Here is a 22295-nt window from a genome sequence, read left to right on the forward strand (position 1 = left end):
GGAGGGATCATCATGCTCGTCGGCCATCAGCCCAAGGACTTCCTGCTCGCGGTCTCCGGTCTCACTGTGTCGTTCGATGGCTTCAAGGCCGTGAACGATCTCTCCTTCTATGTTGAGGAGAACGAGATCCGCGTCATCATCGGCCCGAACGGCGCCGGCAAGACCACGGTGCTCGACCTGATCTGCGGCAAGACCAGGGCGACGTCAGGCTCGATCCAGTTCCGTGGCCAGGAGCTGACCAGGTTGCGCGAGAACGAGATCGTGCAGGCCGGGGTGGGACGCAAGTTCCAGACGCCGTCGGTGTTCGAGGATCTCACCGTGTTCGAGAACCTCGAGATTTCCTTCCCGCGCGGCCGGACCGTGTTCGGCTCGTTGACCTTCCAGCGCGACGATACCGTCAGGCAGCGGGTCGAGGAGGTCGCCGAGATGATCTTCCTGAAGGACAAGCTCAACACCTATGCCGACCAGTTGAGCCATGGCCAGAAGCAGTGGCTCGAGATCGGCATGCTGCTGATCCAGGATCCGGACCTCTTGATGCTCGACGAGCCGGTCGCCGGCATGAGCGTGTCCGAGCGCGCCAAGACGGCCGAGCTGCTCAACCGCATCATCAAGGACCGTTCGGTGCTGGTGATCGAGCACGACATGAAGTTCGTCGAGGACATCGCGCACAAGGTCACGGTGCTGCACCAGGGACAGATCCTGTCCGAGGGAACGATGGAGCACGTCAAGAACGATCCGAAAGTCATCGAAGTGTATTTGGGCCACTGAGGAACCGGGACGATGCTGGCAATCAATGATCTTCACGTCGCCTATGGCCAGAGCGAGGTGCTGCACGGCCTCAACGTCTCGGTCGCGCCCAACGAGATCGTCGCGATCATGGGCCGCAACGGCATGGGCAAGACCACGCTGATGAAGTCGCTGATGGGCATCCTGCCGGCCAAGAGCGGCAAGGTGACCATGGACGGCACCGAGCTCGGCGCGATGAAGAGCTACGAGCGGGTCGCGAAGGGGCTCGCCTATGTGCCGCAGGGTCGCATGATCTTCTCCACGATGACGGTGAAGGAGAACATCGAGACCGGGCTCGTGGTGTCAGGCGGCTCCGAGGTACCGGGCGACATCTATGAGCTGTTTCCGGTGCTGCTCGAGATGAAGGGCCGCCGCGGCGGCAATCTCTCGGGTGGACAGCAGCAGCAGCTCGCGATCGCCCGCGCTCTGGCGACCAAGCCGAAGGTGCTGCTGCTGGACGAGCCGACCGAAGGCATCCAGCCGTCGATCATCAAGGACATGGCGCGCACCCTGAAGCGGATCCGCGACGAGCGCGGGCTGTCGATTGTGGTCTCCGAACAGGTCCTGAGCTTCGCGCTCGACATCGCCGACCGGGTGCTCGTCATCGAGAATGGCGAGATCGTCCGCGACGATCCGCGCGCCAGCGTCGATGCCGCGCAGATTTCCAAGTACCTGTCCGTCTAACTATCAGTAACCCAAGGGGAGCAATGCGATGCCAGATACACTGATCAAGGTCGATCTCAGCAAGTCGGCCTACGAAAACGACAAGATCCACAACCGCTGGCATCCGGAGGTTCCGATCGTCGAGTGGGTCAGCCCCGGCGAGGACTTCATCATCGAGACCGTCGACTGGACTGGTGGCTTCATCAAGAACAACGATTCGGCCGACGACGTGCGCGATATCGATCTGTCGATCGTGCACTTCCTGTCCGGCCCGATCGGCGTCAAGGGCGCCGAGCCTGGCGACCTCCTCGTCGTCGACCTGCTCGACGTCGGTCCCTTGAAGGAGAGCCTGTGGGGCTTCAACGGCTTCTTCTCCAAGCAGAATGGCGGCGGCTTCCTTACCGACCATTTCCCGCTGGCGCAGAAGTCGATCTGGGACATCAAGGGCCTCTACACCTCGTCGCGCCACGTCCCCGGCGTGAACTTCGCCGGCTTGATCCATCCCGGCCTGATCGGCTGTCTGCCCGACGCCAAGATGCTTGCCGCATGGAACGCGCGCGAAGCCGAACTGATCGCGACCAACCCGACCCGCGTGCCGGGCCTCGCCAACCCGCCGTTCGCGCCGACCGCCCATGCGGGCCAGGCCAAGGGCGACGTCAAGGCCAAGATCGGCCTCGAGGGCGCCCGCACCGTGCCGCCGCGCGAGCATGGCGGCAATTGCGACATCAAGGATCTGTCGCGCGGCTCGAAGATCTACTTCCCGGTTTATGTGCCGGGCGGCGGGCTCTCGATGGGCGATCTGCATTTCAGCCAGGGCGACGGCGAGATCACCTTCTGCGGCGCGATCGAAATGGCCGGCTGGCTGCACATCAAGGTCGACGTCATCAAGGACGGCGTCTCGAAATACGGCATCAAGAACCCCGTGTTCAAGCCGTCGCCGATCACGCCGAACTACAAGGATTACCTGATTTTCGAGGGCATCTCGGTCGACGAGGCCGGCAAGCAGCATTATCTCGACGTCCACATCGCCTATCGCCAGGCTTGCCTCAACGCGATCGAGTATCTGAAGAAGTTCGGCTACTCCGGCGCCCAGGCCTATTCGATCCTCGGCACCGCGCCGTGCCAGGGTCACATCTCCGGCGTCGTCGACGTGCCGAATGCCTGCGCCACGTTGTGGCTGCCGACGGAGATCTTCGACTTCGACGTCATGCCGTCGTCGGCGGGACCGATCAAGCACATCACGGGCGACGTGCAGATGCCAATCTCGCCGGACAAGTGATCCTTTTGGTGATCCCTGCGCGAAGGGTGCGGGACGGCTGCGTATTGGCCGCCCCGCATCCATCGCCGGATGTCACGCACGATTGCGCAAGGATGAAGGAAATGCCGATCTACGAATATCTCTGCAACGACTGCGGCCCGTTCACCGACATGCGGCCGATGGCGGAATGCGACCTGCCGCAGGACTGCCCGCAATGCGAGACGACGTCGCCGCGCGTGATCCTGACCGCGCCGGCGTTCTTCTGCATGCCCTCCGACAAGCGCAAGGCCCACGCCACCAACGAGCAGAGCCGCCACGCGCCGAAGACGCTCGATCAATACAAGGCGGCGCACGGCCCGGGCTGCGGCTGCTGCTCGACGGGAAGGAAGAAGCCGGCACGGCTGATGACCAAGACCAAGAGCGGCGCCAAGGGCTTTCCGACCGCGCGGCCCTGGATGATCAGCCATTAGAGCGTTTTCGAGCGAAGTGGATACCGGTTCGCGTTAAGAAAACGCGTCAAAACAAGAGTCTGGAGCCCGTCCCGATTCACTCGGAACGGGAAGGGCTCTAGAAGCGTGGCTGATCATCAGGCCTGTTCGGCGACCTTCAGGGCTTCGGTGCGGATTTCCTCGACCAGCCGTTCCTTCAGGGCGACGAATTCGGGCGTGGTCTTGATCTTGTAGGACCGGGGATGCGGCAGGTCGACTGCGATCTCGGCCTTGATGCGGCCCGGACGCGCGCTCATGACGATGACGCGGCTGCCGAGGAAGATCGCTTCCTCGATGTCGTGGGTGACGAACAGCACCGTTTTCTGGTCGCGCTCCCAGATCCCCAGCAGCATCTCCTGCATCAGCGCGCGCGTCTGGTTGTCCAGCGCGCCGAACGGCTCGTCGAGCAGCAGGATCTTCGGATCGTTGGCCAGCGCACGGGCAATCGCGGTGCGCTGCTGCATGCCGCCCGACAGCTGCTTGGGCCAGTGATTTTCGAAGCCCGATAGCCCGACCCGGCGAATGAACGCATCGGCGATCTCGTGGCGCTCCGCTTGCGACACGCCGCGCTCGCGCAGGCCGAAGGCGATATTCTCCCGCACCGTCAGCCACGGAAACAATGTGTAGGACTGAAACACCATGCCGCGATCGGCGCCGGGGCCGGTGATTTCGCGCCCGTCGAGCGTGACCCGTCCGCTGGTCGGCCGGTCGAGCCCGGCGATGATCCGGAGCAAAGTGGACTTTCCGCATCCGGAGGGGCCGAGGATGGTGACGAAGTCGTTGTTGCCGACGTCGAGCGTGGTCGGCTCGAGCGCTCTCGTCGGCGCGTTGCCGGCGCGGGCGGGGAAGGTTCGCGAGACCTGATCGATCCTGAGCGCGGTCATGCGAGCTTCCACGGGAACAGCCAGGCGTTGAAGGCCTTGAACAGGAAATCGGAGATCAGGCCGATCAGCCCGATCACGATGATGCCGAAGATGATCTGGCCCGTGTTGAGCAGCGCCTGGCTGTCGGTGATCATGTGTCCGATGCCGGATGATGAGCCGATCAATTCGGCCACGATGACGTAGGTCCAGGCCCAGCCCAGCACCAGCCGGAGGATTTCGGCAATCTCGGGCGCGGCGGAGGGCAGCAGCACGCGGCGGATGATGCCGCGGTCGCGGGCGCCGAGCGTGTAGGCGGCCTCCACCAGGTCGCGCCGTGTGGCACCGACGGTGACGGCGACCATCAGGATGATCTGAAATACTGCGCCGATGAAGATCACAAGCAGCTTCTGCAACTCACCGATGCCCGCCCACAGGATCAGCAGCGGGATGAAGGCGGATGCCGGCAGATAGCGCGCAAAGGACACAAAGGGCTCGAGAAAGGCCTCGATCGGCTTGTAAGCGCCCATCAGAACGCCGAGCGGCACCGCGATGACGGCAGCAAGCACAAACCCGCCGATCACGCGCCAGATCGTCATCCCGATGTCGAACAGAAAGCCCTGCTTTGCGAGCAGCTCATAGCCCTCCTGCACCATGGTCAGCGGGTTGGCGAGGAAGGTCCTCGACACATGGCCGCCGAACGTTGCCCAGGACCAGAGGGCGACGAACAGCACGAAGAAGGCGAGGCCATAGGCCACGCGCTGCTTCGATGTCGTGGGCTCGAGAGGACGCATCAAATGATCCGGAAGTAGCTTATGCGCCGGTCCCGCCCGCTGTGTCGCGAGGTGGGACCGGTCCAAATGGTTGCTGCGTTACTTGATGAAGCTTGCGTCGTAGATGTCTTCGACCTTCGGCGCGGCCTTGATGATGCCGACCTCGAGCAGGAGCTCGGCAGCGTCCTTGTTGAAGGTCAGGAAGTCGCCGGCGAAGAATTTCTGGTTGGCGGCCTTGTCCTGCCAGCGCAGGTACTTTGCCGAGTTGCCGAACTGCTCGCCGGTCTGCTTCACGTCAGCGCCCATGATCTCGTAGGACTTGGCCTGGTCCTTGGCGATCATGTCGAGCGCCTCGAAATAGCTGTTGGCAAGCGCCTGCGCCGCCTTCGGATTGTCGGTCAGGAATTTCGGCGTGCAGCCGAACGTATCCATCACGATCGGGTAGTCGAGCGTGGTCGCGATGATCTTGCCCTTGTCGGGAGCGGCGCGCACCGTCGACAGATAAGGCTCGTAGGTCATCGCGGCATCGTTCTGGCCGGAGACGAAGGCCTGCGCTGCGGCGGCCGGCTCCAGATTCACCACGGTGACGTCTTTCACCGTGAGGCCGTTCTTCTTCAGCATCCAGGCCAGCGCGAAATACGGAGAGGTGCCGGGCGCCGACGCCGCGACGGTCTTGCCCTTGAGGTCCTTGATCGCGGCGATGTCGTTGCGCACGGCCATGCCGTCGGCGCCATAGCTCTTGTCGAGTTGGAAGATTTGCTTGGTCGCGACGCCATTGGCGTTCCAGGAGATCCAGGTCTCGACCGTGGTGGCCGCGCACTGGATGTCGCCCGAGGCGATCGCGAGATGGCGGTCCTTCTGCGGAATCTTCTTCAGGGTCACGTCGAGGCCGTTCTTCTTGAAGATGCCGGCCTCCTTGGCGAGCGTCAGCGGCGCGAAGCCGGTCCATCCGGAGATGCCGACGCCGACCTTGACGTCATCCGCGAACGCGCCCGTGGACGCGAGCAACACTGCGATTGCGGGCAATAGCTTGAAGGAACGCATGATTGTCGACCCCTTGAACGATGGATTGAACCCAGTTGATGTCTTCACGTCAGTCGCGGCGGATTGCCGCATGAAGCATGTCGGCGGACGATGGCCCATGATGCATTGCATGAAATATGCCGCGCAAGCTGTCCTCAGCCTCCCTTGAAGCGGGCCACCAGGCGATGCGTCTCGCCTGGATAATGCAGCCGCACCGCCGTCAGCGTGCGCGCGCTGCGCCAGGTGTAGCGGTCGATCACGAGGCAGGGCGCCCCGACCGCGATGTCGAGCGCCTTTGCCGTGCGGTCGTCGGCGATGACGGCGCTGATCGTATGCTCGGCTTCGGTCCACGGCACATGGTGCAGCAGCCATGACCCCGGCGGTTCGCGGGCGAAGTCCGCGGTTGCAGCTTCCGGCACCGTGGAGAGATCGATCAGCCTGTCCTCGACGGCGAACGGCACATTGTCGGCGCTGTGCCGGCAGGCGATCGCGACTATCTTGCCGGCCGTGCTGACGCCGAGCCGGGCGCGATCGGCCGATGTCGCGGTACGGCGCCGGCATTCGATCAGCTGATAGCCGTAGCTGCGGCCGAGCGCGGTGATCTCGGCGCGGATGTCGGCGATCTTGAGCACCGCCGACAGATGCTGCGGACGGCGCACGAAGGTGCCGGCACGGCGCCGCCGCTCGATCAGGTCGGCCTGCGCCAGTTCCGACAACGCCTTGTTCACCGTCATGCGCGAGCAGCGATAGCGCGCCATCAGCTGGTGCTCGAACGGGATGCGATGCCCGGGCGGCCATTCGCCGGTCAGGATCCGCGTCTCGATGTCGAGCCGGATGCGCTTGTAGAGTGTCGGCTTGTTCGCCGCGCCGGGCTTGGCCTGGTCGGAGGCGAGGCTCATGCGACGAGCCTCCGCACGCTTGCATTGAACTGCTCGCGCGCCTTGTCGCGCAGCCGATGCCGTCCGCCCGCCACCACCTTGTCGCCGGCGGCCCAGACGCAATCGATCGCGTCGCTGCCGGTTGCAAACAGCCAGCCGTCGAGAACCGCATCGCCCGATCGTCCCGCGAGGGACGGATGCGCGGTGTCGAGGCTGACGATGTCGGCGCGCGCGCCGGGCGCAAGCCCGGCCTTGGTCCGTGCCAGAGCCTGCGCGCCGCCAGCGAGCGCCTGGTCGAACAGGGCGCGGCCGGTGGATGTGCCGGGACGCCCCGAGAGTACATTGCGCTCGCGGTGTTTCAGCCGCTGACCGTATTCGAGCTGGCGCAGCTCGTCGGCGACGCCGACCAGCACATTGGAATCGGTGCCGATGCCGAACCGGCCGCCCGCGGCGAGGAATTCGCGCGCCGAAAAGATGCCGTCGCCGAGACTTGCTTCGGTGACGGGGCAAAGGCCGGCAACCGCGCCGCTGCCGGCGAGTGCATTGACTTCCTGCTCCGTCATGTGGGTCGCGTGAATGAGGCACCAGCGCTGATCGACGGGCGCATGTTCGAGCAGCCATTGCACCGGCCGCTGTCCTGACCAGGCAAGGCAATCCTCCACCTCGCGCACCTGTTCGGCGGCGTGGATGTGGATCGGGTCCGCCCCGGCAAGCGGGATGATCGCCGCCAGCTCATCCGGCGCCACGGCGCGCAGGCTATGCGGAGCGATGCCGATGTTGGCGCCGGGAAGTTTTCGGATTGCCTCGCGCGAGGCGGCCATCAGCGCGGCGAACTGATCGACCGAGCAGATGAAGCGACGTTGCCCGGCATGCGGTGCGGCGCCGCCGAACGTGCTGTGAGCATAGAAACTTGGCAGCAGCGTGAGCCCGATGCCGGAGGCGTCGGCGGCCTCTGCGATGCGTATGGCCATCTCGGCGAGATTGGCGTAGGGCGCGCCGTCTCGATCATGATGCAGATAGTGAAACTCGCCGACACGGGTAAAGCCGCGCTCGAGCATCTCGACATAGAGCAGGGTCGCGACGGCTGTGACGTCGTCCGGCGTCATGGTCAGCGTGAAGCGATACATCGTCTCACGCCAGGTCCAGAACGTATCGGTCGTGTCGCCGCGCAGTTCGGCAAGGCCGGCCATGCCGCGCTGAAAGGCGTGGCTGTGCAGGCTCGCCAATCCCGGAACCGCCATTTGGTGACGTTCGTCGCCGGCGCCAGGCGCAACGCCCGCCGTCACCGAGGCGATCGCGCCATCGACAACGACGACTTGCACGTCATTGGCCCAGCCCGAAGGCAGCAGCGCGAATGCGAAATGCAGTCGTGTCATTTTTCCACGCCGGCTGGACAGAACCCGGACACGATTATATGTCTAGACATATAAGTCAAGCATCCCACCTCGAGGGGACGATCGCATGGCAGAGCGCTTCGACCGTATCTGGCACAACGCCCGGCTCGCCACGATGCGCAGCGACCGCACTGATCTCGGCGAGATCGAGCGGGGCCTGATCGCGGCGCGCGACGGCCGCATCGTCTATGCCGGCGTGCAGTCGGACTTTCCTGTGGATGCGGACGCCGTTGATCGGATCGATTGTGCCGGCCGCTGGATCACGCCTGGGCTCGTCGATTGCCACACCCATCTCGTCTTCGGCGGCGACCGCGCGCACGAGTTCGAGCTGCGCCTGAAGGGCGCGAGCTATGAGGAGATCGCGCGCGCCGGCGGCGGCATCGTCTCGACCGTTGCGGCGACGCGCAAGGCGACCGAGGCGGAGCTCGTCGCCGGCGCGCTGCCGCGGCTCGACGCGCTGATCGGCGAGGGCGCAACCACCGTCGAGATCAAGTCCGGCTATGGCCTCAATGCCGAGACCGAGATGCGGCAGCTTGCGGCGGCACGCAGCCTCGCCCGCCTGCGGCAGGTCGCGATCCGCACCTCTTTCCTCGGAGCGCATGCGCTGCCGCTGGAGGCCAATGGCGACAAGGACGGTTACATCGATCTGGTCTGCAACGAGATGCTGCCGGCCGTGGCCAAGGCCGGCCTTGCCGATGCCGTCGACGGCTTCATGGAGGGGATCGCGTTTTCCGGAGAGCAGACGGCACGGGTGTTCGAGGCGGCGCGTGCGCTCGGACTGCCGGTCAAGCTGCATGCGGATCAGCTGTCCAATCTCGGCGGCGCGGCGCTGGCCGCGAAATTCTCGGCGCTCTCGGCCGATCATCTCGAGCACACCGACGAAGCCGGCGCGGTGGCGATGGCGATGGCCGGCACCGTCGCGGTCCTGCTGCCCGGCGCGTTCTATTTCATTCGTGAAACGCACAAGCCGCCGGTCGAGCTGTTCCGTAGCCACGGTGTGAACATGGCGCTGGCGACCGATTGCAATCCTGGCAGCTCGCCGCTCACCTCGCTCCTGCTGGCGATGAACATGAGCGCAACGCTGTTCCGGATGACGGTCGCCGAATGCCTCACAGGGGTGACGCGGGAAGGGGCGCGCGCGCTCGGCATGCTCGCCGAGACCGGTACGTTAGAGGCCGGCAAGTGGTGCGATCTGGCGATCTGGGACATCGAGCGTCCGGCCGAACTGGTCTACCGCATCGGCTTCAACCCGCTGCACAGCCGGGTGTGGAGGGGGCAATGAGCGATCGGGATGCGCCTGTCGTCGTGACTCCCGGAACCGTCGGCCTCGACGTCCTGGTGCGCGTGCTCGCGGGCGCGCCCATCATGCTCGATCTATCGTGCTGGCCGCGCGTCGAGGCGGCCGCGGAGATCGTGGCGAAGGCGGCGCTTATCGACGTTCCCGTCTACGGCATCAATACCGGTTTCGGGAAGCTGGCATCGACGCGCATTGCGCCCGATCAAACCGCGCTGCTTCAGCGCAACCTCATCTTGTCGCACTGCTGTGGAGTCGGTCCGAACACGCCCGAGCCGATCGTGCGTTTGATGATGGCGTTGAAAGTGATTTCGCTCGGTCGCGGCGCATCCGGCGTGCGCCGCGAGGTGATCGAGCAGTTGCAGGGCATGCTGGCGCGCGGCGTTTATCCGCTGGTGCCGCAGCAGGGCTCGGTCGGTGCCTCCGGCGATCTCGCGCCGCTCGCTCACATGACCGCGGTCATGATCGGGGAGGGACAGGCAATCCTTGATGGCAAAGTCGTGCCGGGCCGCGAAGCGCTTGCGGTTGCCGGCCTCGCGCCCTTGACGCTCGGCCCGAAGGAGGGGCTCGCGCTGATCAACGGCACGCAGTTTTCCTCCGCCTACGCCATCTCCGGTCTGCTGCGTGCGCATCGCCTGGCGTGCGCCGCGCTGGTGACCGGTGCGCTGTCGGTCGATGCGGCGATGGCGTCGACGGTGCCGTTTCGTCCCGAGATTCAATCTTTGCGTGGCCATGACGGGCAGATCGCTGCGGCCGCCGCCCTGACCGCGCTGCTTGACGGCAGCGACATCAGGCAATCGCATCTCGAAGGCGACGAGCGCGTGCAGGATCCCTATTGCCTGCGCTGCCAGCCGCAGGTCGCGGGTGCTGTGCTCGACCTGCTCGCGCAAGCCGCCCGCGGGCTGACCGTTGAGGCCAATGCCGTCACCGACAATCCACTCGTCCTGGTCGAGACCGGCGAAATCGTGTCAGGCGGCAATTTCCACGCCGAGCCGGTGGCGTTCGCCGCCGACCAGATTGCGCTCGCGCTTTCGGAGATCGGGGCGACCAGCGAGCGGCGGATCGCGACCCTCGTCGATCCCGCCCTGAACTTCGGCCTGCCGCCGTTCCTGACGCCCGAACCCGGCATCAATTCCGGCTTCATGATCGCCGAGGTGACGGCGGCGGCGCTCTATGCCGAGAACAAGCAGCGTGCGATGCCGTGCTCGATCGATTCGACGCCGACCAGCGCCAACCAGGAAGATCACGTCTCGATGGCCGCGCATGCTGCGCGCCGGCTGTCCGATATGGCCGACAATCTCGCCGCCATCCTCGGCATCGAACTGCTGGTCGCCGCGCAGGGCATCACGCTGCGCGCGCCGCACTCAACGAGCGCGCCGCTCGCTGCGGTCATTGCCGCGCTCCGAGAGCAGGTTCCGGCGCTCGCCGCCGACCGCTACATGGCTGACGATCTCGCCAGGGCGGCCGCTCTGATCGAAGCCGACGCGCTGCCCGCCGCTGCGATCGCGGTGCTTCCGACCGATCCATTTCCAAGACTGACTTAGAAGACTTGCTTAGCAGGAACATCCGTCATGAACCGCCGACTGGATAACGAACGCATCATCCGTGCTCCCCGCGGCACCGACATCAGCGCCAAGAGCTGGCTGACGGAAGCACCGCTGCGCATGCTGATGAACAATCTGGACCCTGATGTCGCCGAGCGCCCGAGCGAGCTCGTGGTTTATGGCGGCATCGGCCGTGCGGCGCGCGACTGGGAGAGCTTTGATCGGATTGCCGCGTCCTTGCGCAAGCTCGAAGGCGACCAGACCCTGCTGGTGCAGTCCGGCAAGCCGGTCGGCATTTTCCGGACCCATGCCGACGCGCCGCGCGTACTGATCGCGAATTCCAACCTGGTGCCGCATTGGGCAACGCTCGATCATTTCAACGAGCTCGACCGGCAGGGCCTGATGATGTTCGGCCAGATGACGGCAGGCTCATGGATCTATATCGGCAGCCAGGGTATCGTGCAGGGGACCTATGAGACGTTCGTCGAGGTCGGCCGCCGGCATTATAGCGGCAGTCTCGCCGGCAAATGGATCCTGACGGCGGGCCTCGGCGGCATGGGCGGTGCCCAGCCGCTGGCCGCGACGATGGCCGGCGCCTCGATGCTCGCGGTCGAATGCCAGCCGAGCCGCATCGAGATGCGGCTGCGGACGGGCTACCTCGACCGCCAGGCGGCGACGCTCGATGACGCGCTCGCAATCATTGCTGAGGCGGTCAAGAGCCAGAAGCCGGTGTCGGTCGGCCTGCTCGGCAATGCGGCCGAGATCTTTCCCGAACTGGTGCACCGCGGCGTGCGCCCGGACATCGTCACCGACCAGACCAGCGCGCATGATCCGATCAACGGTTATTTGCCGAAGGGATGGACACTCGCCGATTGGGAAACCAAACGCGCGGGCGACCCGAAGGCCGTTGAGACGGCAGCCAAGACCTCGATGGTCGATCACGTCCAGGCCATGCTGGATTTTCACGCGCAGGGAATCCCGACGCTCGATTACGGCAACAACATCCGCCAGATGGCCAAGGACATGGGCCTGAAGCAGGCGTTCGATTTTCCAGGCTTCGTTCCGGCCTATATCCGTCCGCTGTTCTGCCGCGGCGTCGGGCCGTTCCGCTGGGCGGCGCTGTCGGGCGATCCCGAGGACATCTTCAAGACCGATGCAAAGGTCAAGGAGCTGATGCCCAACGACAGCCACCTGCACAACTGGCTCGACATGGCCAAGGCGCGCATCAAGTTTCAGGGACTGCCTGCGCGAATTTGCTGGGTCGGGCTCGGCGACCGCCATCGGCTTGGCCTTGCCTTCAACGAGATGGTGGCGCGCGGCGAGCTCAAGGCGCCGATCGTGATCGGCCGCGATCATCTCGACAGCGGCTCGGTGGCGAGCCCGAACCGCGAGACCGAGGCGATGCGCGACGGCTCCGACGCGGTGTCCGACTGGCCGCTGCTCAATGCACTGCTCAACTGCGCGAGCGGCGCCACCTGGGTGTCGCTGCATCACGGCGGCGGCGTCGGCATCGGCTATTCGCAGCACGCCGGCATGGTGATCGTCGCTGACGGCACGCCGGAGGCCGCGCGCCGGCTCGAGCGTGTGCTATGGAACGACCCGGCGACAGGCGTGATGCGCCACGCCGACGCCGGCTATGACACGGCGGTCGAATGCGCGCGCGCCAACCGGCTCGATCTGCCTAGCCTGCGCTGATAGGACCTCCTCGATCGGGAGTTGCGGCATCTCCCGACCGGGGCGCAGCTTAACGAGCAATCCCGTTGCAGCTCTCAACCTTCCGGTTGATGTACGCGAGGTGACCGGCCGGACATGCCTTGATACGGGAAATCGGCGGTGCAGCTACCGGAGATAGGTGGTCCGTGGAGCGCTGCGTCTGTGACCCGTCGCGGGTGACACATTAGTCTGCCTGCTTTCGCGTCAGCTTCGCTGACAGGATGAGCGGCCAGGGTCCTTGTCTCGCGGCAGATGGCATGCAAATCTTCCGCAGCCGGCAATGCTGTTCGAGAGCAACAAGAACAATAATCCCTCTCGTCCCTCCAATTCTGTCGAGGGCCTGATCATGTCGAACCTTACCCAAACGACATCCGCTCCGTGGCGGATAGGAGTGCTGTTCTCGCGAACCGGCTTCATGTCGGTCATCGAGGAGACCCAGTATCAGGGCACGCAACTCGCGATCGAAGAGGTGAATGAAGCGGGCGGCGTCTGCGGCCGCGAGCTGGTTCCCGTTGCCTATGACCCCGGATCGGACTCGGCCGCCTATGGTCATTACGCCAAGCGGCTGATGATCGAGGATCAGGTCAGCACGATCTTCGGCTGCTACACCTCGTCGAGCCGCAAGGCGGTGCTGCCGGTAGTCGAACGGCTGAACGGTCTGCTCTGGTATCCGACGCTTTACGAAGGGTTCGAGGCGTCGCCCAACGTCATCTACACCGGCGCCTCGCCGAACCAGAACAGCCTCGCGCTGTGCCGCTATTTGATGGATACGTTCGGAACGCGGTTCTATTTCGTGGGGTCCGACTACATCTATCCGCGCGAGTCCAACCGGGTGATGCGGGAGCTGCTCAAGAGCAACGGCGGCTCGGTGGTCGGCGAGCGCTATGTCAATGTTTACGCGCGCTGGCAGGATTTTGTGCCGATCATCCAGGATATCAAGCGTGTCAGGCCCGACGTGATCTTCTCGACCGTCGTTGGCGAGGGCACGGTGTTCCTTTATCAGGCCTATGCGAATGTCGGGCTCGATCCAAAGCAGGTGCCGATCGCCAGCCTGACCACGACGGAAGCGGAAATTGCCGCCATGGGCTTCGACGTCGGCGAGGGACACGTCACGGCCGCATCGTATTTCCAGGGCGTCGAGGGCAGCGCTAATAATGCGTTTGTGCAGCGCTTCAAGAAGCGGTTCGGCGCCGATATCTCAACCAACATGTGCGCCGAAGCATCCTATTTCCAGCTGCATTTGTTCGCGAAAGCGCTCGAGCAGGTCAATTCACTCGACACCGAAGTTCTCCGCTCGATGGTGTTCGGCACCAGCTTTGATGCACCGCAAGGTGCCGTCACCGTCAACCCGATGTCGGGTCATACCGACCTCTGGACCCGCATCGGGCGCGCCAACCGCCAGGGGCAGTTCGATGTCGTCAGCCAGTCGAAGGAGCCGGTGCATGCGGATCCGTTCCTGATCGGATATGGTCGTGCAACGCAAACAGGAAGCGTCCAATGAACGAAATGTCGCGTAAGCCGTCGCTGAGCCGAGACGTCGGCGGACGCAAGACCATGGTTCAGGAACTTGCCGATCTGTCGGCGGTGGTGGTCGCGCCGGTCGACGATCAGGTCGGCATGTTGCTGCGCGAGTTGCAGCGGTTCCGGATGCGGGTGAGGCAGGTCTGGCCGATGCCGGAGAGCGTGCCCGCCGATGCCGACGTGGTGTACTGCGAATATTCCCCTGACCTGGCGCGGCGCCTGCCATGGATTCCCGGCGACGCGCGCTCGGCGCTGGTTGTGATCCTGCCGGCGACGGAAACCGTTCACGCCGATGCGCTGTGTCATGCGACGCCGAACGCCGTGCTGCCGCGGCCGTTCACGCAGAATGCCGTGCTGTCCAGTCTCGTGCTGGCGCGCAGTCAATTTGGTTATGAACGGCGGCTTCGCAGCAAGATCGAGAAGCTCGATGACAATCTGCGCTCGATGCGCACGGTGGAGCGCGCCAAGGCGATCCTGATGGCGACGCGGCAGATGCCGGAAACCGAAGCCTATGGCTTCATCAGACGACAGGCGATGGATCGTCGCGTGTCGGCAAGTGCAGTCGCCGCGGCGATTGTTGACTCGTTCGAACTGCTTGGCTACGATCATCAACAGTAAGCCCCAATAGCGGGGCCGGCGGCGACAGCGCCGCCTTCGACACAACCGGCAACAAAGCCCTCCCAATGCTCGCGTAAGCGCGCATCGGGAGGGCTTTTTGTTTTTTCAGTCCTGAAGGGAGCTAGGGATGAGCATTTCACGGCGGACTTTGCTGAGGAATACCGCGGCGCTGGGCGCGTTTGCCGGCGCCGGACTGCCGCACATCTGGATCAAGAACGCCGACCTCGCTTACGCCGCCGGCGGCGAGATCAAGGTCGGCGTGCTGTTCTCGCTGACGGGAACGACCGCGATCATCGAGGAATCGCTCAACAAGGCGACGCTGCTCGCCATCGAGGAGATCAACGCCGCAGGCGGCATCAAGGGCAGCAAGATCGTGCCGATCGTCGAGGACCCCGCGTCCGATCCGGCGACCTTCTCGGAGAAGGCTCGCAAGCTCGTCGTCGGCGACAAATGCGTCAGTGTGTTCGGTTCCTACACCTCGGCAAGCCGCAAGGCGGTGCTGCCGGTGTTCGAGCGGCAGAACAATCTCTATTGGTATCCGACGCTCTATGAAGGCCGCGAGTGCTCGAAGAACGTCATCTACACCGGCGCGGTGCCGAACCAGCAGCAGGACGAGTTCGTGCCCTGGCTGGTCAAGAAGTTCGGCAAGAAGTTCTACCTGATCGGCTCCAACTACATCTATCCGAAGGAAGAGAACAACTACTGCAAGAAGCTGCTTGAGAAACTCAGCGGCGAGGTCGTGGCGGAAGAATATGTGCCGCTCGGCCATTCCGAATTCTCTTCCGTCATCAACAAGATCCGCTCGACTCAGCCGAACGTGATCTTTTCTACCGTGGTCGGCGATTCCGTGGTCGCGCTGCATCGTCAGTACAAGGCGGCCGGCCTCGATCCCGAGAAGATGCCGATGGCGAGTCTCACGACCTCCGAGAACGAAGTCGCTGCGATGGGCGGCGAGGCGGCCGCCGGTCACTTCACCTCGGCGCCTTACTTCATGGTGCACAAGTCGCCGGAGAACGAGAAGTTCGTCGAGGCTTACAAGAAGCGTTGGGGCGCCGACAAGGTGACGCATTTCGTGTCGGAGGCCTGCTACTTCCAGACCTACCTGTTCAAGCAGGCGGTCGAGAAGCTCGCGACCAGCGATCTCACGCCGCCGAACATCCGCGACGCGGTCAAGGGCCAGGAAGTGATTGCACCGCAGGGCAAGGTCCGGATCGAGCCGGAGAACCTGCACACCTGGCTGTGGCCCAAGATCGCGCAGGCGAAGTCGAACGGACAGTTCGAGATTCTCGTCGAGGCCAAGGAGTGGCTGAAGCCGGTGCCTTACGCGGCCTATCCCGGACAGTCATGCACCGAGAAGGGCTTGGTCGAGAAGAGCTGACGACGGGGGCTGACGAAGGCCGTCGGCGTGCGGCGCCGGCGGCCAGCGTCCCGAAACGAATGCTGCCTCTCGCACGAACGGGGGCGAGGGGCAGGGCGCACAACGCGAACATCGAAAGCGGATCCCGACGTGGACCAATTCATCGAACAAATCGTCACCGGCCTCAGCATCGGATCGATCCTGCTGCTGGTCGCGCTGGGCCTGTCGATCATCTACGGCTCGATGGGCATCATCAATCTCGCCCATGGCGAGTTCGTGATGCTGGGCGCTTACGCGGCCTGGGTGTTCCATACCTATCTCGGGCTCGGCCTGCTCGCGAGCCTGGTGCCGATCTTCTTCGTGGTCGCCGCGTTCGGCTGGGTCATTGAGCGTTACGTCCTGAGCCTGCTCAACAACCGGCCGCTGGACACGATCCTTGCGACCTGGGGCGTCGGCATCATGCTGCAGCAGGCGGTGCGGCTGATGGTCGGCAGCGAACTGCGCTACGTGCAGCTGCCGCCGGCGCTGTCCGACAGCATGGACGTGTTCGGCATCTCGGTATCATCCTATCGGGTGTTCCTGTTCGTGGTGTCGATCGCACTGTTCGTGGCGACCTGGTTGCTGATGAACCGCACCACGGTCGGAATGAAGCTACGCGCGATCATCCAGGACCGTTCCGTCGCTGCCTCGTTCGGCATCAACGCCAAACGGGTCTATGCGCTGACCTTCGCCTACGGTGCGGGCCTTGCGGGACTGGCTGGCGCGCTGGTGTCGCCGCTGAAGAGCGTGTCGCCCGATATGGGCACCGGCTATGTAGTCGATGCCTTCATGGTGGTGGTGCTCGGCGGCGTGCAGAGCCTCGCCGGCACCGTGGCGAGCGCCTTCATCCTCGGCGAGCTCTCCGGCGGCATTGCCTTCCTGCAGAACGACACGGTGGCCAAGGCAATCGTGCTGCTCGCCATCGTCGTGCTCATCCGTTTCCGCCCCGAGGGGCTTTTCACCGCACGCGTGCGGGCCTGAGACAGATCGCTCATCTATGCCGTCGCATGTTCCTAACTCCAGCGGATTGCAGCGCCTGATCGCGCAGCTTGCACCGTTGCTCATTGTCTCTGCCGTGGTGTTCGCGCTGCCGGTGCTGCTCAACAACGACTTCCTGCTCAACAAGGTCGCGCGTTATCTGGTGCTGGGCATCCTTACTGTGTCGCTCGGGCTGTCCTGGGGATTCGGCGGCATCCTGAATCTCGGCCAGGCGATGAGCTTCGGGCTCGGCTCCTACGCAATGGCAATGGCGCTCAAGCTCAAGACCGTCCCGGTGCACACCGGAGCGAGCGGACTGCCGGACTTCATGGTCTGGAATAATGTCCAGCATTTGCCGTGGTTCTGGGAGCCGTTCCGCTCGCTGACCTTCGCGATCGCCGCGGGCCTGATCGTGCCGGCGCTGGTTGCGGCGGCGCTCGGCTGGTTCATGTTCCGGGGCCGCGTCACCGGCGTCTATGTCTCGATCATCACGCTCGCCACCATGGTGGTGATCAATCTCGTGATCATCGACCAGCAGAGCTACACCGGCGGCTTCAACGGCATCACCGATCTCGCCCAGCTCGAGATCTTCGGCGTCGCGTTCGATGCCTATGGCCGGGCTACCTATTATCTCGTGGCCAGCTGTGTCCTGCTCAGCCTGCTTGTCGCCTTTGCCTTCACGAGAACCAAGGCCGGACTGATCGTGCAGGCGATCCGCGACCATGAGAGCAGGGTGCGCTACTTCGGCTACGACGTCGCGCTCTACCAGATCTTCGTGTTCGCGCTGTCGGCGGCGATCGCGGGCCTTGCCGGCATGCTCTACACGGTGGTGATGGAGTTTGCCTCGCCGACCTTCCTCGGCGTGCAGCTCTCTCTTTCGGTGGTGGTGTGGTGCGCGGTCGGCGGCCGGCAGAGCCTGGTCGGTGCGTTCCTTGGCGCAGTGCTGGTGGCGGGCATGCAGGGCGCGCTGTCGGAGTCAGCGGCGTTCCTGGAAACCTGGACGCTGGTGATGGGCGCGCTGTTCGTGCTCGTGGTGCTGTTTTTGCCGAAGGGGCTCGCCGGCCTTGCGCAGGTCGTGCTGCGCTGGATCGTGCAGCGCCGCCATGCGGCCGCGGGCGGGGTGGCGCAAGGCGTCGGCCAGACGGAGGGCAGCACATGAGCTCCCATCTCGATCTCCGCGACGTGTCGGTCAGCTTCAACGGTTTCAAGGCGCTCAATTCACTCAACATGAGCGTGCGCAAGGGCGAGCTGCGCTGCCTGATCGGGCCGAACGGCGCGGGCAAGACCACCGCGCTGGACATCATCTGCGGCAAGGTCAAGCCGAGCGCCGGCACGGTGAGCTTCGATGGCACCGCGCTGCAGGATCTTGAGGAATACGAAATCGCCCGCGCCGGCGTCGGCCGCAAATTCCAGGTGCCGAGCGTGTTCCGCGAGCTGTCGGTCTCCGAGAACCTCGAAGTGGCGCGGGCGCGTCGCACCTCCGTGCTTGGCAATTTGCGCTGGAACATCGGCAATTCAGGACGCGAGCATGTCGAGCGTCTGGCCGAGCTGGTCGGGCTCACCGAGCAGCTCGACCGGCCGGCCGCCTATCTGTCGCACGGTCAGACCCAGTGGCTGGAGATCGGCATGCTGGTCGCCCAGGACGCCGAGCTGATCCTGATGGACGAGCCTACCGCGGGCATGACGGCGCAGGAAACCCGCAAGACCGCCGAACTGTTCGCACGGCTGAAGGGCAAGCACACGCTGATCGTGGTCGAGCACGACATGGGCTTCGTCAAGGCGATCGGCGACATCATCTCCGTGATGCATATGGGCCAGATGCTGGCCGAGGGCACCGCGGCGGAAGTGGAGGCGCATCCGGAAGTGCGCCGCGCCTATCTCGGATCGGGAGGCATCAGCCATGCTTGAGCTGACCGACGTCGACGCCTTCTACGGCAACAGCCGCGCCCTGCAGGGCATCAACCTGATGGTTGGCAATGGCGAATTCCTCTCGGTGCTCGGCCGCAACGGCGTCGGCAAGACCACGCTGATGCGCAGCATCCTCGGCCTGATGGACCGGTGCACCGGACGGCTATCGCTCGACGGTGCCGACATCTCGCCGCTGCGGACCTATCAGCGCGCCAAGGCCGGTATTGCCTACGTGCCGCAGGGCCGCGGGATTTTGCCGCGCTTCACCGTGCGGGAGAACCTGACGCTCGGAACCTTCGCGGCGAAATCGGCCAACGGAATCGAGGAGTGGGTGCTCGAGCTGTTTCCGGTACTCAAGGACTTTCTCAATCGCTATGGCGGCAATCTCTCCGGCGGCCAGCAGCAGCAGCTTGCGATCGCGCGGGCGCTGCTGGCCAAGCCCAAGGTCATCCTGCTGGACGAGCCGACCGAGGGCATCCAGCCGAACATCGTCGAGCAGATCGAGGACGTGATCGTCAGTCTCAATCGCGAGCGCGGCATCACGGTCGTGCTGGTCGAACAGAATGTCGCGTTCGCGCGGCGCGCGTCTCACCGCTTCGCGCTGCTCGAAAAGGGACGCGTCGTCGCCAAGGGCGCGATCGGTGAGCTCACCGATGATCTCATCCAGCTGCACATGGCCGTGTAGCGGGAATTATCGCTCAGGAAAGGGAGTCGAGACATGTTGCATGGAGACATATCGAGCAGCAAGGACACGGTCGGCGTTGCCGTGGTGAACTACAAGATGCCGCGCCTGCACACCAAGGCCGAGGTGCTGGATAACGCGCGCAACATCGCCAAGATGGTCGAGGGCATGAAGCTCGGCCTTCCGGGCATGGACCTTGTGATCTTCCCGGAATACTCGACCCACGGCATCATGTACGACTCCAAGGAGATGTACGAGACGGCGTCGTCCGTGCCGGGCGAGGAGACCCGCATCTTCGCCGACGCCTGCCGCAAGGCGAAGGTCTGGGGCGTGTTCTCGCTGACCGGCGAGCGCCATGAGGAGCACCCCAACAAGGCGCCGTACAACACCCTGATCCTGATGAACGACAAGGGCGAGATCGTCCAGAAGTATCGCAAGATCATGCCGTGGGTGCCGATCGAGGGCTGGTATCCCGGCGATTGCACCTACGTCTCGGACGGGCCGAAGGGGCTGAAGATCAGCCTGATCATCTGCGACGACGGCAACTATCCGGAGATCTGGCGTGACTGCGCGATGCGCGGTGCCGAGCTGATCGTGCGCTGCCAGGGCTACATGTATCCGGCCAAGGAGCAGCAGATCCAGATATCGAAGTCGATGGCCTGGGCCAACAACTGCTACGTCGCGGTCGCCAACGCCTCTGGCTTCGACGGCGTCTATTCCTACTTCGGCCATTCCGCGCTCATCGGTTTCGACGGAAGGACGCTCGGCGAGTGCGGCACGGAGGAGAACGGCATCCAGTACGCGCAGCTCTCGGTGTCGCTGATCCGCGACGCCCGCCGCAACATGCAGTCGCAGAACCATCTCTTCAAGCTGATGCACCGCGGCTATACCGGCCTGATCAACTCCGGCGACGGCGATCGGGGGCACGCGGTCTGCCCCTACACCTTCTACAAGAACTGGATCACGGACCCCGAGGGCACCCGGGAAATGGTCGAGGCCATGACCCGTCCGACTGTCGGAACCGACGAATGCCCGATCGAGGGCATTCCGAACCAGAAAGTCGCACATCGTTGAGTGACATCGATAATCGGCGCCGGCGCGATGTTTCGCGCCGGCGTGGTTCGATGCAACGGCGGACACTTCCTCGCGGAGGAAACAGGGGGGACATCATGAGCGGTCAATCGAATAGCGGGCTGGTTCAGCAGACCGAAGGGCAGATCGACGACCTTCTCGGCCATGAATTCGAGCACGAGCCGGTACCGATGAGCGCTCGGCGCAGCGCCTTCTCGGTCACGATGGTGTGGCTGGGCTTTCCGATGATCATCACCGGCGCGATGACCGGATCGCTGCTGGTGCTGGGCATGGGGTTCAAGAATGCGCTGGTGGCGATGATCGTCGGCAATCTGATCATGTTCGCCTATGTCGGCGCGCTCGGCCTGATCGGCACGAGGCGAGGCATGAACTTCGCGCTGATCGCGAGTATCGTGTTCGGAAAGAAGGGCTATGTGCTGGCATCGGGTCTGCTGTCGACCCTGCTGCTCGGCTGGTATGCGGTGCAGACCGGCATCACCGGCGCATTGATCTCCTCAACCTACGGCCTCAACTATGTGGCGATGACCATCGTTGCCGGCGTGCTCTATATCGGGATCACCTTCGTCGGCGTGAAGGGACTGCACTGGATCGGGTTGGCGTCGGTGCCGCTGTTTGTCGTGCTCGGCCTCTGGGTCGCGGCCGATGCCGCCTCGACCACGACGTCAGCGGCGATCTTTGGCTATGCCGGCAATAATGGCGTCGCCAGCATGTCGATGGGCGTCGGGCTTACGGTGGTGCTCGCGCTGTTCATCGACGCAGGCACGGTGACGGCGGACTTCAATCGCTGGGCGCCGAGCACGCGGTCCTCGCTGTTTGCCACGTTCAGCGCGTTTCCGTTCGCCAATCTGGTCGCGATGCTGGTCGGCGGCGTGATGACGGCGGCGCTCGCCGTGCCGAACGCCAACCCGTTCGGTGTCGACAACATGTTTGGCTACATGAACGGCAAGCAGCTCACCTGGCTCAGCATCCTCGCATTCATCTTCCTCTATGCCAATCTCGGCTCGGTCTGCTCGCATTGCCTGTACAACGCGGCCACCGGCTGGTCGCGCATCCTCGGGACCAATATGCGGCTGATGGCGGTGGTGCTCGGCGCGCTTGGCATCCTGGTCGCTGCCGGCAATGTCTGGGCGTTCTTCATCCAGTGGCTGTCGCTGCTCGGCATCCTCGTGCCGCCGATCGGTGCGATCATTCTGGTCGATCAGTATCTGCTACGGGCCGAGGCGCGCGCGGACGTCGACTGGCGTGCGAAGCCGTTCATCGCCTGGGGCATCGGGTCGCTGTTTGCCTTTGCGGTTGAAAACCTGATGCCGGGACTGTCCACTGCGATCTCCGCCGCAGTGGTCGCAGGCATCGTGTACGGTGCGATCGCACGGGTGGATTCTCCGACTGAAAAGGTGGCGCGTCCGGCGTAAGCGATCAGCTCGAT

At 64.2% G+C, this 22295-nt stretch carries 21 protein-coding genes; 16 read left to right on the plus strand and 5 right to left on the minus strand.

Features of this window, described 5'->3' with window-relative positions; all coding sequences use genetic code 11:
* Window positions 1-12: 12 nt before the first annotated feature.
* The 4 genes from urtD (ACVMDN_RS11185) (at window position 13) to ACVMDN_RS11200 (ending at window position 3177) form a co-directional block, all read left to right on the plus strand.
* Entirely contained in the window at window positions 13-768 is a 756-nt protein-coding gene (gene urtD, locus ACVMDN_RS11185) for an urea ABC transporter ATP-binding protein UrtD (protein WP_057015909.1), read from the plus strand.
* A 12-nt stretch (window positions 769-780) separates the two neighbouring features.
* A complete protein-coding gene (urtE, locus tag ACVMDN_RS11190) occupies window positions 781-1470 on the plus strand; it encodes an urea ABC transporter ATP-binding subunit UrtE (protein ID WP_050400072.1) in 690 nt (229 codons plus the stop codon).
* A 28-nt stretch (window positions 1471-1498) separates the two neighbouring features.
* Window positions 1499-2728: a formamidase gene (gene fmdA / locus ACVMDN_RS11195; RefSeq protein ID WP_141339904.1), complete on the plus strand. Its 1230-nt coding sequence runs from the start codon at window positions 1499-1501 to the stop codon at window positions 2726-2728.
* Window positions 2729-2829: 101 nt separating this feature from the next.
* Window positions 2830-3177, plus strand: a complete 348-nt coding sequence (locus ACVMDN_RS11200) for an FmdB family zinc ribbon protein (RefSeq protein ID WP_057015943.1) — start codon at window positions 2830-2832, stop codon at window positions 3175-3177.
* A 116-nt stretch (window positions 3178-3293) separates the two neighbouring features.
* Here ACVMDN_RS11200 and ACVMDN_RS11205 read toward each other — a convergent pair whose 3' ends face one another.
* The 5 genes from ACVMDN_RS11205 to ACVMDN_RS11225 all read right to left on the minus strand — a co-directional run bounded on the left by ACVMDN_RS11205 (window position 3294) and on the right by ACVMDN_RS11225 (window position 8105).
* Window positions 3294-4079, minus strand: a complete 786-nt coding sequence (locus ACVMDN_RS11205; RefSeq protein WP_168857084.1) for an ABC transporter ATP-binding protein — start codon at window positions 4077-4079, stop codon at window positions 3294-3296.
* The gene (locus tag ACVMDN_RS11210) at window positions 4076-4849 is read right to left on the minus strand and encodes an ABC transporter permease (RefSeq protein WP_057015911.1); all 774 of its coding nucleotides are present in this window, start codon (window positions 4847-4849) and stop codon (window positions 4076-4078) included. Before ACVMDN_RS11210 ends, ACVMDN_RS11205 begins: the two co-directional genes overlap by 4 nt.
* Before the next feature lie 78 nt (window positions 4850-4927).
* Window positions 4928-5872, minus strand: a complete 945-nt coding sequence (locus ACVMDN_RS11215) for an ABC transporter substrate-binding protein (protein ID WP_057015912.1) — start codon at window positions 5870-5872, stop codon at window positions 4928-4930.
* 134 nt (window positions 5873-6006) lie between these two features.
* Window positions 6007-6750: a histidine utilization repressor gene (gene hutC / locus ACVMDN_RS11220; protein ID WP_076833523.1), complete on the minus strand. Its 744-nt coding sequence runs from the start codon at window positions 6748-6750 to the stop codon at window positions 6007-6009.
* Window positions 6747-8105, minus strand: coding sequence for a formimidoylglutamate deiminase (locus tag ACVMDN_RS11225; protein WP_076833525.1), 1359 nt, complete (start codon window positions 8103-8105; stop codon window positions 6747-6749). The genes hutC and ACVMDN_RS11225 overlap by 4 nt, the downstream gene beginning before the upstream one ends.
* Before the next feature lie 85 nt (window positions 8106-8190).
* Here ACVMDN_RS11225 and hutI point away from each other — a divergent pair, with 85 nt between their 5' ends.
* The 12 genes from hutI (at window position 8191) to ACVMDN_RS11285 (ending at window position 22281) form a co-directional block, all read left to right on the plus strand.
* Complete coding sequence (gene hutI / locus ACVMDN_RS11230; RefSeq protein WP_076833527.1) at window positions 8191-9405, plus strand: imidazolonepropionase; 1215 nt, start codon at window positions 8191-8193, stop codon at window positions 9403-9405.
* A complete protein-coding gene (gene hutH / locus ACVMDN_RS11235; protein WP_076833529.1) occupies window positions 9402-10961 on the plus strand; it encodes a histidine ammonia-lyase in 1560 nt (519 codons plus the stop codon). The genes hutI and hutH overlap by 4 nt, the downstream gene beginning before the upstream one ends.
* 27 nt (window positions 10962-10988) lie before the next feature.
* On the plus strand, window positions 10989-12656 hold the full coding sequence (gene hutU / locus ACVMDN_RS11240) for a urocanate hydratase (RefSeq protein WP_076833531.1): 1668 nt from the start codon (window positions 10989-10991) through the stop codon (window positions 12654-12656).
* A 364-nt stretch (window positions 12657-13020) separates the two neighbouring features.
* Window positions 13021-14175 carry a transporter substrate-binding domain-containing protein gene (locus ACVMDN_RS11245; RefSeq protein WP_028331424.1) on the plus strand — a complete coding sequence of 385 codons (1155 nt, stop codon included), beginning with the start codon at window positions 13021-13023 and terminating at the stop codon, window positions 14173-14175.
* A complete protein-coding gene (locus ACVMDN_RS11250) occupies window positions 14172-14813 on the plus strand; it encodes an ANTAR domain-containing response regulator (RefSeq protein ID WP_016845707.1) in 642 nt (213 codons plus the stop codon). Before ACVMDN_RS11245 ends, ACVMDN_RS11250 begins: the two co-directional genes overlap by 4 nt.
* Window positions 14814-14940: 127 nt before the next feature.
* Window positions 14941-16191, plus strand: a complete 1251-nt coding sequence (locus ACVMDN_RS11255; protein WP_456814224.1) for a transporter substrate-binding domain-containing protein — start codon at window positions 14941-14943, stop codon at window positions 16189-16191.
* 129 nt (window positions 16192-16320) lie between these two features.
* A complete protein-coding gene (gene urtB / locus ACVMDN_RS11260) occupies window positions 16321-17190 on the plus strand; it encodes an urea ABC transporter permease subunit UrtB (protein WP_057015920.1) in 870 nt (289 codons plus the stop codon).
* Between the two features lie 16 nt (window positions 17191-17206).
* The gene (gene urtC, locus ACVMDN_RS11265; protein WP_076833533.1) at window positions 17207-18346 is read left to right on the plus strand and encodes an urea ABC transporter permease subunit UrtC; all 1140 of its coding nucleotides are present in this window, start codon (window positions 17207-17209) and stop codon (window positions 18344-18346) included.
* Window positions 18343-19095, plus strand: coding sequence for an urea ABC transporter ATP-binding protein UrtD (gene urtD, locus ACVMDN_RS11270; protein ID WP_057015922.1), 753 nt, complete (start codon window positions 18343-18345; stop codon window positions 19093-19095). Before urtC ends, urtD (ACVMDN_RS11270) begins: the two co-directional genes overlap by 4 nt.
* The gene (gene urtE / locus ACVMDN_RS11275) at window positions 19088-19780 is read left to right on the plus strand and encodes an urea ABC transporter ATP-binding subunit UrtE (protein WP_050386944.1); all 693 of its coding nucleotides are present in this window, start codon (window positions 19088-19090) and stop codon (window positions 19778-19780) included. Before urtD (ACVMDN_RS11270) ends, urtE (ACVMDN_RS11275) begins: the two co-directional genes overlap by 8 nt.
* A gap of 33 nt (window positions 19781-19813) precedes the next feature.
* Entirely contained in the window at window positions 19814-20851 is a 1038-nt protein-coding gene (locus tag ACVMDN_RS11280; RefSeq protein WP_028331418.1) for an aliphatic amidase, read from the plus strand.
* Window positions 20852-20946: 95 nt separating this feature from the next.
* Complete coding sequence (locus ACVMDN_RS11285; RefSeq protein WP_076833534.1) at window positions 20947-22281, plus strand: purine-cytosine permease family protein; 1335 nt, start codon at window positions 20947-20949, stop codon at window positions 22279-22281.
* Window positions 22282-22295 lie beyond the last annotated feature (14 nt).

This window comes from Bradyrhizobium sp. USDA 4510 (genome assembly GCF_054059095.1).